The organism is Kribbella aluminosa, from assembly GCF_017876295.1.
In the GTDB taxonomy this organism is placed as follows: domain Bacteria; phylum Actinomycetota; class Actinomycetes; order Propionibacteriales; family Kribbellaceae; genus Kribbella; species Kribbella aluminosa.
In genome coordinates this window covers 1,177,419-1,191,791 of the sequence record NZ_JAGINT010000001.1, presented here as the reverse complement: position 1 = coordinate 1,191,791, position 14,373 = coordinate 1,177,419, and the positions used below count along the sequence as shown (strand labels likewise).

The 14,373-nt window shown below is 69.2% G+C and carries 14 protein-coding genes; 2 read left to right on the top strand and 12 right to left on the bottom strand.

The window, feature by feature from the left end:
• Positions 1–112: 112 nt before the first annotated feature.
• Positions 113–1,951, bottom strand: a complete 1,839-nt coding sequence (locus JOF29_RS05910; RefSeq protein ID WP_209693212.1) for an ABC-F family ATP-binding cassette domain-containing protein — start codon at positions 1,949–1,951, stop codon at positions 113–115.
• A gap of 60 nt (positions 1,952–2,011) precedes the next feature.
• On the opposite strand from JOF29_RS05910, the gene JOF29_RS05905 reads away from it, so the two are divergent.
• On the top strand, positions 2,012–2,860 hold the full coding sequence (locus JOF29_RS05905) for a fructosamine kinase family protein (RefSeq protein ID WP_209693211.1): 849 nt from the start codon (positions 2,012–2,014) through the stop codon (positions 2,858–2,860).
• Here JOF29_RS05905 and JOF29_RS05900 read toward each other — a convergent pair.
• From JOF29_RS05900 to JOF29_RS05855, 10 genes are all read right to left on the bottom strand, one after another.
• The gene (locus JOF29_RS05900) at positions 2,844–4,727 is read right to left on the bottom strand and encodes an elongation factor G (protein WP_209693210.1); all 1,884 of its coding nucleotides are present in this window, start codon (positions 4,725–4,727) and stop codon (positions 2,844–2,846) included. The genes JOF29_RS05905 and JOF29_RS05900 overlap by 17 nt on opposite strands.
• A gap of 149 nt (positions 4,728–4,876) precedes the next feature.
• Entirely contained in the window at positions 4,877–5,272 is a 396-nt protein-coding gene (locus JOF29_RS05895) for a type II toxin-antitoxin system VapC family toxin (protein WP_209693209.1), read from the bottom strand.
• Positions 5,269–5,520: a type II toxin-antitoxin system Phd/YefM family antitoxin gene (locus JOF29_RS05890; RefSeq protein ID WP_209693208.1), complete on the bottom strand. Its 252-nt coding sequence runs from the start codon at positions 5,518–5,520 to the stop codon at positions 5,269–5,271. Before JOF29_RS05890 ends, JOF29_RS05895 begins: the two co-directional genes overlap by 4 nt.
• A gap of 31 nt (positions 5,521–5,551) precedes the next feature.
• The gene (locus JOF29_RS05885; RefSeq protein ID WP_307863169.1) at positions 5,552–6,484 is read right to left on the bottom strand and encodes a 4-(cytidine 5'-diphospho)-2-C-methyl-D-erythritol kinase; all 933 of its coding nucleotides are present in this window, start codon (positions 6,482–6,484) and stop codon (positions 5,552–5,554) included.
• Positions 6,485–6,502: 18 nt separating this feature from the next.
• Positions 6,503–7,381: a 16S rRNA (adenine(1518)-N(6)/adenine(1519)-N(6))-dimethyltransferase RsmA gene (rsmA, locus tag JOF29_RS05880; protein ID WP_209693207.1), complete on the bottom strand. Its 879-nt coding sequence runs from the start codon at positions 7,379–7,381 to the stop codon at positions 6,503–6,505.
• Positions 7,382–7,399: 18 nt separating this feature from the next.
• Positions 7,400–8,533 (bottom strand): resuscitation-promoting factor, encoded by a 1,134-nt coding sequence (locus tag JOF29_RS05875; protein ID WP_209693206.1) that lies wholly within the window; start codon positions 8,531–8,533, stop codon positions 7,400–7,402.
• 217 nt (positions 8,534–8,750) lie between these two features.
• Complete coding sequence (locus tag JOF29_RS05870) at positions 8,751–9,365, bottom strand: nitroreductase family protein (RefSeq protein ID WP_209693205.1); 615 nt, start codon at positions 9,363–9,365, stop codon at positions 8,751–8,753.
• A 21-nt stretch (positions 9,366–9,386) separates the two neighbouring features.
• Positions 9,387–9,695, bottom strand: coding sequence for a hypothetical protein (locus JOF29_RS05865; protein WP_209693204.1), 309 nt, complete (start codon positions 9,693–9,695; stop codon positions 9,387–9,389).
• 88 nt (positions 9,696–9,783) lie between these two features.
• Positions 9,784–10,695 (bottom strand): TatD family hydrolase, encoded by a 912-nt coding sequence (locus JOF29_RS05860; protein WP_209693203.1) that lies wholly within the window; start codon positions 10,693–10,695, stop codon positions 9,784–9,786.
• A gap of 9 nt (positions 10,696–10,704) precedes the next feature.
• Positions 10,705–11,118: an SRPBCC family protein gene (locus tag JOF29_RS05855; RefSeq protein ID WP_209693202.1), complete on the bottom strand. Its 414-nt coding sequence runs from the start codon at positions 11,116–11,118 to the stop codon at positions 10,705–10,707.
• 149 nt (positions 11,119–11,267) lie between these two features.
• Between JOF29_RS05855 and JOF29_RS05850 the strand changes: the two genes are divergently transcribed.
• Positions 11,268–13,427 (top strand): discoidin domain-containing protein, encoded by a 2,160-nt coding sequence (locus JOF29_RS05850; RefSeq protein ID WP_209693201.1) that lies wholly within the window; start codon positions 11,268–11,270, stop codon positions 13,425–13,427.
• Here the strand turns inward: JOF29_RS05850 and JOF29_RS05845 are convergent.
• Positions 13,399–14,316 (bottom strand): helix-turn-helix domain-containing protein, encoded by a 918-nt coding sequence (locus JOF29_RS05845; protein WP_209693200.1) that lies wholly within the window; start codon positions 14,314–14,316, stop codon positions 13,399–13,401. The genes JOF29_RS05850 and JOF29_RS05845 overlap by 29 nt on opposite strands.
• Between the last annotated feature and the right edge of the window lie 57 nt (positions 14,317–14,373).

The window sequence follows — 14,373 nt, the reverse complement described above, 5'->3', positions numbered from 1 at the left end:
GGGCTCGGGGCCCGAACAACGTCGGCCGGCACGGGGCCCGCTCACCCAGGAGCTCGGCGCACCCCTCCGAATCACAGGGGATCGGAGGGGTCGCCGCGGCTCGAATTCCCCGCTATTCGGCGCGTTCCGCGGCGTCGAACCAGGCGGTTTCCAGCTCGCCACGCTCGTCCGCGAGCTTGCGCAGCTCGGCGTCCAGCTCGGCCAGCCGCTCGTAGTCGCTCGCGCTCGCGGCCAGCTGGTCGTGCAGTTTCGCCTCGGTCTCGGTGAGCTTGGCGAGTTGCCGCTCGATCCGGTTCAGCTCCTTCTTCGCCGCCCGGGCCGCTGCCGCGTCAGCGGTCGGACGTTCAACCACCTCGGCCTGCTCAGCCGCCCCGCTATTAACCGCGACCGGCAAATCCGTGGACACTTCCGCCGCCGGTGTCAACACATTCGACGGCGCCCGCCGGGGAATTCCGGCCGCGAGTTCGTCGAGATACTGCTCGACTCCGCGCGGCAGATGCCGGACCCGGCCGTCGCCCATGATCGCGTAAACCATGTCGCTGACCCGCTCCAGGAAGTACCGGTCGTGGGTGACCGTGACGACCACGCCCGGCCAGCCGTCCAGGAAATCCTCCAGCACGGTCAGCGTCTCGACGTCCAGGTCGTTGGTCGGCTCGTCGAGGATCAGCACGTTCGGCTCGTCCAGCAGGATGCGCAGCAGCTGCAGGCGGCGGCGCTCGCCGCCGGACAGGTCCGAGATCCGCGTGGTCAGCTTGTCGCCGGTGAACCCGAACCGCTCGAGCAGCTGAGACGAGGTCAGCTCACCGCCGCGGCCGGCCAGTGCCGCCGTACGGCGGATCGAGGTGATGTGGTCGAGGACCGTGATCGTGGTGTCGATCTCCTCGAGGTGCTGCGAGAGGTTGGCGACCCGGACCGTCTTGCCCTGCTTGACCAGGCCGTGGTCCGGCGGGAGCTGCCCGGTGAGCACCCTGAGGAACGTGGTCTTGCCGGCGCCGTTCGGGCCGAGCAGCCCGATCCGGTCCGCCGGGCCGAGCCGGAACGTCACGTGGTCGAGCATCAACCGGTCGCCGAAGCTCAGGCTGACGTCCTCGGCGTCGAACACGTCCTTGCCGAGCCGGGACGTCGCAAGCTGGGACAGCGCGAGCTTGTCCCGCGGCGGCGGCTCGTTCTCGATCAGGGCGTTCGCGGCGTCGATCCGGAACTTGGGCTTGGTGGACCGGGCCGGGGCGCCGCGGCGCAGCCACGCCAGCTCCTTGCGCAGCAGGTTCTGGCGCTTCTCCTCGCTGACCTGCGCGGAACGGGACCGCTCCGCCTTGGCCAGCACGTAGGCGGCGTACCCGCCGTCGTACGACGTGACGCGGCCGCCCTGCACCTCCCACGTGTCCGTGCAGACCGCGTCCAGGAACCAGCGGTCGTGGGTGACCACGATCAGCGCACCGGCGCGGTCGACGACGTGCTCGGCGAGCCAGCTGACCGCCTCGATGTCCAGGTGGTTGGTGGGCTCGTCGAGGATGAGCAGGTCGACCTCGGTGAGCAGCAGCCTGGCCAGCGACGCGCGGCGGCGCTCACCACCGCTCAGGCTGCCGACCAGTGCCTCGTGGTCGACCTCGCCGAGCAGGTGCTCCATCACCGAGCGGGCCCTCGGGTCCGCCGCCCAGGTGTAGGTCTCGACATCGCCGAGGACCGCGTGCAGCACGGTCTGCTCCGGGTCGAGGTCGTCGCTCTGCCCGAGGTACCCGAGCCGCAGGTCGCGGTTGTGTGTGATCCGTCCGCTGTCCGGCGGCTCCCGCCGCGCCAGGACCTGCAACAGCGTGGATTTGCCGTCGCCGTTCCGCCCGACCACGCCGATCCGCTCACCACGGCCTACGCCGAGACTGACCGAGTCGAGCAGTGTGCGGGTCCCGAAGCCCTTCGAAACAGCTTCCAGACTGACCAAGTTAGGTGCCGCCATAACGCGCCCAAGGGTAGCCGACGCCGGCCCTGTGAACCGGATCGTGCCAGGATCGTCCGAGTGCTGACTCCTGCCTGGCTCGAAGGCCTCTCGTTGGGCGACCCGGTCGCCGCCGATCCGCTGGAGGGCGGGTACGCGAGCAAGACGTTCCGCGTCCGTACGTCCCGGGGGCGCTCGGTCGTCGTGAAGACCCAGGACAACCTGCCGCCGGACCTGTACGCGCTGGAGTCGGACGGTCTCGACGCGTTGCGCTCCCCCGGCGGGTTCGCCGTACCGGAGGTGTTGCGGGTCACGCCGCACTTCATCGTGCTGGCGGATCTCGGTACGTCGGAACCGTCGCCGACGTACTGGGAGGACGCCGGGCGGGCCCTGGCGCTGCAGCACCGGCGTACCGCGGACAAGTTCGGGTACGAGCGGGACAATTACCTCGGCGTACTGCCGCAGCGGAACCCGTGGACCACGGACGGTCACGCGTTCTTCGCGGAGCATCGGCTGCTCCGGTACCTCGAGGAGCCGAACTGCCACCACCAGCTTCCGTTCGAGGATCGCCGCCGCCTGGAGCGAGTGGCCCATCGGCTCGGGGAGCTGATCCCGCCGCAGGCCCCCGCCCTGCTGCACGGCGACCTGTGGCACGGCAACCTGCTGCCCTCGCCCACCGGCGGGCCCGCCCTGATCGACCCGGCGGTGTACTACGGCTGGCCGGAGGCGGACCTGGCCACGCTGCTGATCTACAACCACCTCTCCGATGCGCTCTTCACCGCGTACGAGGAGATGCACCCGTTGACGCCCGGCTGGCGCGAACGGCTCCCGCTCCTGCACCTGCGGGAGCTGCTCTGCATCACCGCCCACACCCCCGACGTACCCGACACCGTCAGCGAGATCCACACGATCCTCAAGAGCTTTGATTGAGGTGCAGGAGGTACTGCTTCTCGTTGAGCGGGTTGCCGTCGGTCCGGTGCCGGATCGGGGGCGCGGCCGGCACCGGGCTGTAGCTGTGGAAGGCGGTGGCGAGCACGCCCTCGCCCCGCGTCAGGGTCGGCAGCTGGGACTCGAAGGAGTGCGTGCCGGCGGCCGGGATCGTGCCCTCCAGATGGTTCTGGGTGGCCTGCGTGACGACGCCGCGGTGCTCGGCAAGGTGCGCCATGATCCGGGCGATGGTGTCCGGCGGGACGTCCAGCTCGACCTGGTTCACCGGTTCCAGGACCGTCGTACCGGCTTCCGCGATCGCCCGCATCAGCACCAGCGGCACCAACCGGCGGAAGTCGGCCGCGACCGTCACCGGGCTCGAGTAGGCGGTGTGGGTCAGGTCGATCCGGATGTTCGGGATCTCCCAGCCGTACGGGCCCTGGTGCAGCGTCTGCCGGACCGTCTCCTCGATCGCGGTGTGGAACGCCCGCGGTAGCGCGCCGAGTTCGACCTCCAGGTTGTACTCGATGCCCTCGGCAACGGGTGAGACCCGGAACCCGACACCGGCCGCCCACGGGCCTTCGGTGATCTCGCGGATCGCCGTACCGGTGCCGTTCAGCCGCTCGACGTGGATCGGTGTCGTCTCGCTGAACGTGACCTCGACGCCGTACTCGGAGGCGAGCAGCGAGGCGATCACCTCCTTCTGCACCTCGCCGTACAGGCTGACCGTGATGTCGCCGGTACTGCCGGCCTTCCGGACGCGGATCAGCGGATCCTGCTCGGCAAGCTGAGTGAGCGCCTGGAACAGCCGCACCCGGTCCCGCGCGCTCACCACGGTCTCCAGCGTCGGCGGCGCGAACAGCCGTCGCGCGTACGTCGACGGTACGCCGAGCTGGTCACCGATCCGGATGCTCTTCAGGCCCCGCAGTGCCACGATCTGCCCCGCCTCGACCCGGTCCACCGGCCGCCGGGCGCCGTCGACGTACAGCTCGATCCCGCTCGGCCGGGTCTGGTACTCCGGTCCGTCTCCCGGATGTACGGCGACCGGCGTGCGTGCGGCGAGCGTGCCGCTGACGATCCGCGCGGACGCGATCTTCTGGCCGGCCGCGACGCGCTCGACCTTGAACACCCGCGCCCTCAACTCGCCCGTCGGCGACCCGGTTGCCCGCGGCAACCAGTTGCGGATGCCGTCGATCACCTCGTCGATGCCGACCCCGGTCATCGCGGATCCGAAGTACACCGGATGGACGTCGCCCGCCGCTACCTGCTTCCGGAGCTCCACGGCCTGGTCGACGAGGCCCTGGAGATACCGCTCCAGGAAGTCGTCGTTGCGCTCGGCAAGGATCTCGCCGAGCTCTGCACGCTGTACGTCGAGCGGTACGACGGAGGCGGCCCGCGTGCCCAGGTCCGGCACCGACTGCATCGGCACGGCAGTCGGCGTCAGCAGGCGGCGGATGTCCGCGAGCAGGTCGTCGTACCGGGCGCCGACCCGGTCGACCTTGTTCACGAACAGCAGCGTCGGGATCCGCAGCCGGCCGAGCGTACGCATCAGCAACCGCGTCTGCGGCTGCACCCCCTCGACCGCGGACAGCACCAGCACGGCGCCGTCCAGCACCGACAGCGCCCGCTCCACCTCGGCGATGAAGTCCGAGTGCCCGGGCGTGTCGATGAGGTTCACCGGCAGGTCCCCGAGCCGGAACGACACCACCGCCGAGCGGATCGTGATCCCGCGTTTCCGCTCCAGCTCCATCGAGTCGGTCCGGGTGTCCCCGTCGTCGACCCGTCCGACCCGGTCGACGACCCCGGCGGCGTACAGCAGCCGCTCGGTCAGGCTGGTCTTACCGGCGTCGACATGCGCCACAATACCCATCGTCAGAGAGTTCAAGAGTCCTCGCGAATGCGTCGAAACGATCAATACCGATGCGGTAGATCGATCCGCGGCGCATCCCGGTCTCCTGTCTGACGATGAGTACTCCGCTGTGAAGCTAGCACCCACGCCCGCCGGTGACGAACGGATTTTCAGGCTTCGAGGACACGTACGTCGTACTTCTGGATGAAACTGTTGCGCGTCACCAGCGTCAACTTCTCGGCCAGCGCCTGCGCAACCAGCATCCGATCGAACGGATCCCGGTGAATCATCGGCAGCCTGCCCGCCAGATCACCGTGCCGCAGGGTGATGGGCAGCTCGCTCAGACCACCGTGCCCGATCCAGTCCGTCAGGTCGTCCGGCAGCGTCAGCTTGCCCGAGGCCTTCTTGATCGACAACTCCCAGACGGACGCGGCGCTGACATACACCTCGAGCTCGGTGTCGATCGTTTCCCGGAGCTCGTCAGACAGCTCAGGACTACCTGCCAGCCACCAGAGCAGGACGTGGGTGTCGAGCAGCAACCGCCCTGCACCGGCAGGATCGCTCACGACGGCATGCCGAAGTCGTCGGCAATTGCCTCGTTCGTCTCAGGCGAGTCCCAGTCGTCGGACCAGGCGATCTGGCCTGACAGCGACCCCCAGCCAGTGCGGCGGCGTACGGCAGGCAGCGGCACGACCTTGGCGACCGGGTGGCCGGCGCGGCTGATGATGACGATCTCGCCGTGCTCGACGCGGTCGATGATCCGGGACAACTGGGTTTTGGCCTCGTGGATGTTGTACTGCGCAAGCTCGCTCATCAAGCCTCCTTAGTCCACTTAGCTAAGGGTACTACCTACTGACGATCGCCGGGAGGATCCGGGCACCGGGGACCGGGCCTTCGGCCTGGCGGACCATCCGGCAGAGGCCGGACTCGGCGAGGTCGACGGCCAGGTCGACCGCGCTGCGGCTGTCGGCGGCGAGGAACAGGCAGGTGGGGCCGGAGCCGGAGATCTGGCCGGCCAGGGCGCCGTGGTCGAGGCCGAACTGGAGGGTCTCGCCCAGCTCCGGGCGGAGCGCCAGCGCGGCCGCCTGGAGGTCGTTGCTGAGCGCAACCGCGAGGGCCGCGGACTTGCCGGACAGCAGCGCCGAGAGCAGCTCCGGGCGGACCTGCGGCGGCTCGACGCGGCGCAGCGGGCGCATCCGGTCCAGCTGGCCGTATACCTCCGGCGTCGACAGCCCGCCGTCGGCGATCGCGAACACCCAGTGGAACGTCCCACGGGACATCACCTCGGTGACCTGCTCACCACGTCCCTGTCCGAGCGCGGTGTGGCCGACCAGGCAGAACGGTACGTCGCTGCCGAGCTCGGCCGCGTGGTGCTGCAGCTCGGTCTGCGTCAGCTGCAGGCCCCACAGCCGGTTGCACGCCACCAGCGTCGCGGCCGCATCGGTCGACCCGCCGGCCATCCCGCCCGCGACCGGGATCGTCTTGCGGATCGTCAGGTCGACGCCCTCGTCCACGTCGTACTCCGCCTGCAGCAGCTGCGCCGCCCGGACCGCGAGGTTCGTCTCGTCGGTCGGTACGTCGTCCGCGAAGTCGCCGGAGATCTCCACCGAGACCTCGCCGTCGTCGTCCCGCAGTACCGCGGTCACATCGTCGTACAGGGCAACGGCCTGGTACACCGTGGCGACCGGGTGGAACCCGTCCGGGCGCGGCGGACCGACCGACAGACCGAGATTGATCTTGGCCGGCGCCCGCACCGTGACCTCAGCAGAAGGTGGCACGTCGGACAGGCTAGTGCCTCACAGCGTCCGCCCCGCACCGGCGAGGGCGGCGAACTCTGTGATCCCGAGCATCTCGCCGCGCAACCGCGGGTCGATCCCGGTCGCGGCGAACACCTCGTCCAGCCGGGAGCGGTCCGGCATCCAGCGGGCCAGCGCGGAACGGACCGTCTTCCGGCGCTGCGAGAACGCCGCCTCGATCACCGCGAACGTCTCCTCGCGGGTCGCCGCGGTCGCCGGCGGGTCCCGGCGTTCGAAGGCGACCAGCCCGGAGTCGACGTTCGGGGCCGGCCAGAACACGTTCCGCCCGATCGGCCCGGCCCGGCGTACGTCGGCGTACCAGGCGGCCTTCGCGGACGGTACGCCGTACGTCCGGGAGCCGGGCGGCGCGGCCAGGCGGTCCGCGACCTCGGACTGCACCATCACCAGCCCGTGCCGCAGCGAGTCCGACACCTGGAGCAGGTGCAGCAGGACCGGTACGGCGACGTTGTACGGCAGGTTCGCGACGCAGGCGGTCGGCGTACCGATCTGCTCCGGGCCGACGTCCATCGCGTCCGCCTCCACCACGGTCAGGTCGGCGGCCTGCCCCGGTGCGTACGTCGCCACCGTCGACGGCAGCGCCTGCGCGAGCAGCGGGTCGATCTCGACCGCGGTGACCGGGTGCCCTTCGGCGAGCAGCGCCAGCGTCAGCGATCCGAGACCCGGGCCGATCTCGAGCACGTGCTCGCCGACGCTCAGCTCGGCGGCGCGGACGATCCGGCGGACCGTGTTCGGGTCGATGACGAAGTTCTGGCCGCGCTGCTTGGTCGGGCGGACCCCGAGCGCGGCGGCCAGCGAACGCACCTCCGCCGGACCGAGCAGCCTCGGTCCGGCGGAGGTGGATGAATCAGACGAGCTCACGCCGTCAGTGTGTCAGCTTCAGGCCTTCTGGCCGCACACCGGCCAAGCGCCGTAGCCGCCGTTGGCGGCCTTGACCTTCTCCGCGACCGCGATCTGCTGCGCCTTGGACGCACCGTTCGCGTTGCTGGCGTACGCCGTACCGCCGTAGGCCGCCCAGGTGCCGTGGTCGAACTGCAGACCGCCGTAGTACCCGTTACCGGTGTCCGACGCCCAGTTGCCGCCGGACTCGCACGCGGCGATCCGGTCCCAGGCGCCGCTGCCACCCGAACTCGCCGGCGGCTTGCTGTCGGTCGTCGTGGTGGTCTTCGGAGTGGCCGGCTTCGGCTTGGTGCCGACCAGGACCTGCTCGTCGACGGCCTTGGTGACCAGCTTCGACCCGACGACCTTCGTGGTGGACAGCTTGCCGTCCAGGTAGGTGTACAGGTACGTGACGGTCTTCGCGCCGTCGGTGCCCTTGGCAGTGGTCTTCGTGGTGCCCTCGACCAGCGTCGCCGACTTGGTCTCGGCGGTGCCGTGCGCGATCGCCTCGGTCTTCGTGACGGTCTTCTGCACGACCTGCACGTAGCCGATGGTGTTCACGCCGAGCTTCAGCGGGGTGGCTGCGGCCGGGGTGATCCGGTCGCCGGCGTTCCAGCGGATCTTCGCCTCGGTCAAGGCCTGCCCGACGGTGTCGGCCAGCGACTTGATCGTCACGGTCTTGCCGAGGTGCACGATCTGCACGGTCTTCGGCGTCCGGACGGTCAGCTCCAGCCCCTGGCGGCCGAGCGGCGCGCTCCGGCTGGTGGACAGCTGGGCCCCGTCGTACCGCAGACCCAGGTCGGCGAGCGCCTGGTTGAGGCTGTCGGCGGTGGTCCAGTAGGCCTTCTTGGTGCCGTCGGCGTTCACGGTCAGCTGGCGACCGTACTGCACCGCGATCTCCTGGCCGTCCTTCAGCTTGGAGTCCAGGCCCGGCGCGACGTTGTCGTGGCCACCGACCTGAACTTTATCGTCCTTCAGGGCGTCTGCCACGGTGGAGCCGAAGGTGTGCACCTTCCGCACCTGGCCGTCGACGGAGATGCTCACGGTCTTGCTCTTCGAGGCATATGCCACGGAGCCGCCGGCGACGGCTAACGCAGCCGCCGCACCGACGGCCACGATGATGGACTTACGCACTAAAGCTCCCAGGTAGGGCTACCCGGGCACGGGGTGGGACAGCACAGGCACCGGCCGCCGCCGCTGGACTGGCTGTCCAGAGTTGGTGACCCCGCCGAGGGGTTGTGCATGTCCGGGAACTTCCCCGATCCCGGCCAACATCACGGGACCATAACGAAGAAGTAGCGGAAGTGCCAATCCCCTGTTCGGAGTGTCGCGAAAAGGTGTAACGGCGCCCTTACGGCGTGTGATTGCCCCACTGCCCCCGATGCACCACTTCGGCGGTCGTCCGGCGACCCCGTTTCAGCGACGGCGACCGCTTGTCCGGAGCCCGGTAGCCGACCGACAGCAACCCCACCAGATCGAACCCGTCCGGTACGCCGAACCCCTCGAGCAACCGGCCCGCTTTGTCTGCAGGAGGACCGAAAAAGCAGGCTCCCAGCCCTTCGTCGACCACGGTCTGCAGCATCAGCAGGACCGCCATCCCGGTGTCGACGTACCAGTACGGCGCTGTCCAGTGACCCTCGTCGCGATCGGTCCAGCCCTTGTCCGGTTCGGTGTACCGATCGAGGTACGCGGCCTTGTGCGCGAACGCCAGGATCAGCAGCGGCGCGCGGCGCAGACGTGTGATCCATTCAACATACTTCTCGTCCGGATCCTCGGCCGCGATCCGCCAGTACCGCTCCCGCTCGTCCCCCTCCAGGGTCAGGAACGCCCACCCCTGGCTGAACCCTCCGGACGGCGCCCGCAGCCCGTTCTCCAGAATCCGCTCACGGATCTCGTCGGGCACCGCCCGGTCCGGGTCGTAGTTCCGGACCATCCGCCGCCTGCGGACCACCTCGCTGAACTCCATGAGGTGTGTCTACCAGCGGCATCAGCCCACGTCGTCGCCGACCTCCAGGTGCCGCCAGAACTCCGGCTTCGGCTCGGCCGTCACGCCGGCCTCCGCCATCATCTGCTGGATCTGTGCTCCGGAATGCTCGAAGAACGCCTGGAACGCGGCCTCGTCCGGCCACTCGTCGACGACCAGCACCTCGGTCTGACTGCCGTAGAAGTGGTGCGAGATCAGACCGCGACTCGACGCGTCCTCCACCACCCCCTGGAAGAGCGCGCCGTTGTCGGCGCCCAACTTCTCGATCGCTGTCGGATCCCCAGTCACCCGCATCGTCATCAGAACACTCATTACCCCTCCCTCGGGTGCCGCCTCGGCCGAGGCCGGCACCCTCAGCCTGCGCCGCCCCGGCGGGCCCCGCAACGCCCAGCGCCAACGTTCACCACGAGCCACCGAACGCGTTGTTTGCGTTGGTGTTGAGGGCTGTGCAGAGTTCGGGGACGGAGATGTTGAGGACGTCGGCCATTTTGCGGACGGTGTGGGGGATGAGGTAGGACGCGTTGGGTTTGCCGCGGTAGGGGGACGGGGTCAGGTACGGGGCGTCGGTTTCGACCAGGATGTGGTCGAGGGGGGTGACGGCGAGGGCGTCGCGGAGGGACTGGGCGTTCTTGAAGGTGACTACGCCGGCGAAGCTCAGGTAGGCGCCACGGTTGACGCATTCGCGGGCGAACTCGGTGTCGCCGGAGAAGCAGTGCATCACCAGGCGGTCCGGTACGCCTTCGCGGTCGAGGACGCGCAGTACGTCGTCGTGGGCGTCCCGGTCGTGGATCATCAACGTCTTGTCCAGGCGCTTCGCCAGCTCGATGTGGGCGGCGAACGACTCGTGCTGCGCGGCCCGGCCATCGGCGCCGGTGCGGAAGTAGTCGAGGCCGGTCTCGCCGATCACCCGGACCTTGCCGGAGCTCGACGCCAGCCGTTCGATCTCGGCGAGCGCACTGTCCAGCTCGCCGGACTCCTTCAGCTTCGGTGCCTCGTTCGGGTGCAGGGCGACCCCGGCGATCAGGTTCGGGTACTGCGCGGCCGCGTCGACGGCCCACTGCGCGCCGGGCAGGTCACAGCCCACCTGGACGATCCGCGTCACGCCGACCGCCGCCGCCTTCTTGATCGCCTCGGCGGGGCTCAGCCAGGCCCCGTCCTCGCCGTCCGCGATGTCGAGATGGCAGTGCGCGTCGACCACGCTGATCGGCAACGGATCCGGCACCGCCGGCCGGCTCCGGTCCCGCGACCGCCCGTCCTCCCCGACCGCCGCACGCTCCCTGGTCGGCCGACCCACCTCGACACCTTCAGACATGGGGATAGGTTACTCAGCGGCCTCCTTCACCTTGGCGACGAGTGTTTCCCACATGGCCTGTGCGTGCTTGGCCTCGTCCTCGCTGCCGTTGTTGTCCTGTTCCAGTTTCAGGTGCGTACTGCCGGTCAGCGTGTACGTGAGCGTGTGGTAGTTCTCCGGTACGTCGGGTTGCCCGGTCAGCGGACTGAAATGGGTCAGCTTCAGCGAACGCCCCGGTTCGACCGCGAGGATCTCGCCCTTGTCCTGGTACGCCTTACCCTGCCACTCGCCGCTCCAGGTGATCGGGCTGCCGACCTGCCAGTCCGTCTCCACCACGGCGCCGAACCACAGCTCCGGCAACTCGGCCGGCTTGATGAGCACCTCCCACACCTGCTCGGGAGAGGCCGCAATGTCGATCTCGGCAACTGCCACATATCCAGTCATGCCTCGACAGTACGATTCCCGGCCGGCGCGCGCTTGTAGAAAAGCGTCAGCCGGATCGTGCAGGAAGTCAGCACTCCGGGCCATGTCCCGGCGCGGCGGGCGGCGATTAGGTTTCGTCTCGGTTCCGCCCCGACCGACAGGAGCAGCCGATGCCCAGGAAGTTCCGGATCAGCTCAGTTCTCGCCCTCCTCGGCCTGGTGGTGGGAGCCACCGCGCCAACAGTCAAGGCGACAGAGGCAGCAGCCGCCCCGATCCCGGTGCAGCTGTTCAGCCTCACCGACCTGCACGGCTACCTCTCCGAGACCGAGAACCTGACGATCGCCGGCCCGTCCGGAACCCAGCAGGTCGGCGGCGCGGCGTACCTGAAGGCGCACCTCGACCGGCTCCGGAAGCCGAACAGTTTCCTGATCGGCTCCGGCGACCAGTTCAGCGGCTGGCCCGACTACACGCAGGCGTTCGCGAACGAGCCGACCATCGAGGTGCTGAACGCGCTCGGTATGGACTTCGACGTCGCCGGGAACCACGAGTTCGACCGGGAGTTCCCGTTCCTGCGCCGGATGACGACCGGTGCCTGCTACGGGAAGCCCGGGTTCGACAGCTGTTTCAGGGACTCGACCGGCCGGAACTTCCACGGCACCGACTACGCGTACCACGCGGCGAACATCGTGAACCCGAAGAGCAAGCGGCCGGTGCTCCCGCCGTACTGGATCGCGAAGGCCGGCTCGCAGCGGATCGGGTTCATCGGGCTGGGTTTCCCGGGGACGCCGACCGAGACGCTGTCGATCAAGGGCTCCGGGTTCGAGTTCCAGGGCGTCGTCGAGGCGGCGAACCGGGCCGCGGCCGAACTGAAGGCGCAAGGCGTCAACGCGATCGTGGTCAGCATGCACGAGGGCGGCCAGCAGGGCGGCCTGTACGACGAGTGCAAGAATCCGACCGGCCCGATCTTCGACGCCGCGCGGGCGCTGTCGCCGGACATCGACGTGATCCTCGGCGGGCACTGGCACACCGCGTTCAACTGCATGGTCCCGGACCCGAACGGCGTACCGCGGCCGGTGCTGGAGGCGAGTAACCACGGGCGGATCCTCGGCGAGGTGAACCTGTCGCTCGATCCGGCGACCGGCGAGGTGATCCGGTCCGCGACGACGGCGACCAACCACGCGGTGACCAAGGACGTGACGCCGGATCCGGGCATCCAGAAGATCGTGAAGTACTGGATGGACAGATGGACGGCCCGCCAGAAGGAACCGCTGGCCAAGCTCGACCGGGACCTGGACTTCGCTCCGAAGGCGGAGAGCCGCACCGGGAACCTCGTCGCGGACCTCTACAGGTCCGAGTCCCACGGCGACTTCGTGCTGGTCCCCGCCGACCTCGGTGTCGACGTGATCGCGGCCGGCCTGAAAGCGGGCACGGTCACGTACGGCGACGCCTGGCCGGTCGCGGGAATCTCGCCGATCACGACCCAGTCGATGAAGGGCTCCACCGTCGAGGCCGTCCTGGAACAGCAGTGGATCCCACCGGCGTACGGCTGCACGCGCTTGTCCGCACTCGCGACCTCGGCGAACTTCCGCTACACGTACGAGCTGGGCAGACCGGTCGGCGATCGGGTCGACCCGGCGAAGGTGCTGATCGACGGCAAGCCACTGCAGCTCGGCAAGACGTACCGGGTCACGACCAGCGCGGCGATGCCGCTGCACGGAGCGCAGTACGGCTATCCCGGGTTCCAGCAGTACACGGATCTCACCAGGGCGCCGCGGATGGGGCAGGACGTGTTCCTCAACTACCTGCGGACGCATCCGTTGCTCAAGGCACCAGCTCTCGGCCGCGTGACCGCGATCCCGGGTACCCCACCGCCGTCCGACGGACCGTTCGGCCCGCTGAACCTCCTGCCGCAGAGCGAGCTGACAGCGACCGCAACCAGCCAGGGCGGGTCGGCGTACGGCGCATCCGCGGCGATCGACGGCAGCTGCACGACCATGTGGCACTCGAACTGGAGCCCGCACGCACCGCTGCCGCAGTACATCACGCTCGACCTCAAGACACCGCGCGCGCTCGAGGCGCTGGTCTACACCCCGCGCCAGGACGCCGACGTACCGAACGGACGCATCTCGTCGTACGACGTCCAGACGAGCACCGACGGCGTCACGTTCACCTCGGCCACGAAGGGCTCGTGGGACGGCAGCATCGACGCCAAGATCGCCCGATTCCCAGCCGGTACGACGGCCCGCTACGTGCGGCTCGTCGGACTCGCCGGGGGCGCGGACTACGCGGCGGCGACCGAGCTCAATATAGCTCTAGCTCAGGGTTCCTGACCGCCCTGCGGTGGGCCGTCGGGGACATCCCGAACCGGCGGCCGAACTGGCGGCTCAGGTAGTGCGGTGAGTCGAACCCGACCGCGGCCGCGATCTGCGCGACGGACATGTCGGTGGCGCCGAGCAGCTCCGCCGCACGTTGCAGCCGGAGCGCCAGTACGACGTTCATGATCGAGTCGCCCACCTGCTCCTTGAAGAGGTGGGCGAGGCGGGAAACCGAGACCTGCGCGAGGCCCGCGAGGGAGGTCAGCGTGTGCGGCCGCGCCGGGTCGGCGGTGATCGCCTCGAGCACCAGGTGAACCCGGGCGTCCAGCTGCTGCGTCTCCTGGCGCAGGCTGGCGACCGCGGTGAGCAGCACCTCCTCGATGCCGTTCATGGTCAGCTCGGTCGCGACATTCTTCTCCAGCAGGTTCAGCTCCGTGTCGCCGGTCGGCGAGAGCCCGGCGCGCTGCGCGTCCCGGTGCAGGCGGTCGAACGCGGACACCACCCGGTCGGTCTCCGACGACCTGCTCAGCCGTACGTACGACAGCCCGGGCATTGCCTGCGGCAACGACAGCCACGAGTGCCACTCGCGCCGCGGCTGGAAGTGCGCCCACCACGACTCCCAGTACGTACCCACGGTCCCGTAGTCGTGCGGCGTCCCAGGGCTGACGAGTACGACGTCCCCGTGCCGCAGCATCAGCTTGTTGTCGCCGAGCACGTACCGGCCCGTCCCGGACGCCGTGTAGAGCAGGTACCAGCTGCCCACCCCGTCCGGCCGGACGACGCGGTAGTCACCGCCGCTGTGGAAGTGCCCGGTCACCAGTTTGCTCGGCGGCGGGATCTCGCTGTACAGCTCGATCAGCACCTGGGTAGCAAGATCGTGCTCGAAGTCAGCAGGCTCCGTCATGGTCTATCTCCTCGTCGGCGCCCCAAGATTAGCGGCACAGCAGCAAGATCCTGCACC

Excerpts from the sequence above, each read along its gene's own strand:
- JOF29_RS05845 (WP_209693200.1), bottom strand. The coding sequence starts at position 14,316 with ATGACGGAGCCTGCTGACTTCGAGCACGATCTTGCTACCCAGGTGCTG.
- JOF29_RS05910 (WP_209693212.1), bottom strand. The coding sequence starts at position 1,951 with ATGGCGGCACCTAACTTGGTCAGTCTGGAAGCTGTTTCGAAGGGCTTC.
- JOF29_RS05850 (WP_209693201.1), top strand. The coding sequence starts at position 11,268 with ATGCCCAGGAAGTTCCGGATCAGCTCAGTTCTCGCCCTCCTCGGCCTG.
- JOF29_RS05860 (WP_209693203.1), bottom strand. The coding sequence starts at position 10,695 with ATGTCTGAAGGTGTCGAGGTGGGTCGGCCGACCAGGGAGCGTGCGGCG.
- JOF29_RS05890 (WP_209693208.1), bottom strand. The coding sequence starts at position 5,520 with ATGAGCGAGCTTGCGCAGTACAACATCCACGAGGCCAAAACCCAGTTG.
- JOF29_RS05855 (WP_209693202.1), bottom strand. The coding sequence starts at position 11,118 with ATGACTGGATATGTGGCAGTTGCCGAGATCGACATTGCGGCCTCTCCC.
- JOF29_RS05870 (WP_209693205.1), bottom strand. The coding sequence starts at position 9,365 with ATGGAGTTCAGCGAGGTGGTCCGCAGGCGGCGGATGGTCCGGAACTAC.
- JOF29_RS05900 (WP_209693210.1), bottom strand. The coding sequence starts at position 4,727 with ATGGGTATTGTGGCGCATGTCGACGCCGGTAAGACCAGCCTGACCGAG.
- JOF29_RS05865 (WP_209693204.1), bottom strand. The coding sequence starts at position 9,695 with ATGAGTGTTCTGATGACGATGCGGGTGACTGGGGATCCGACAGCGATC.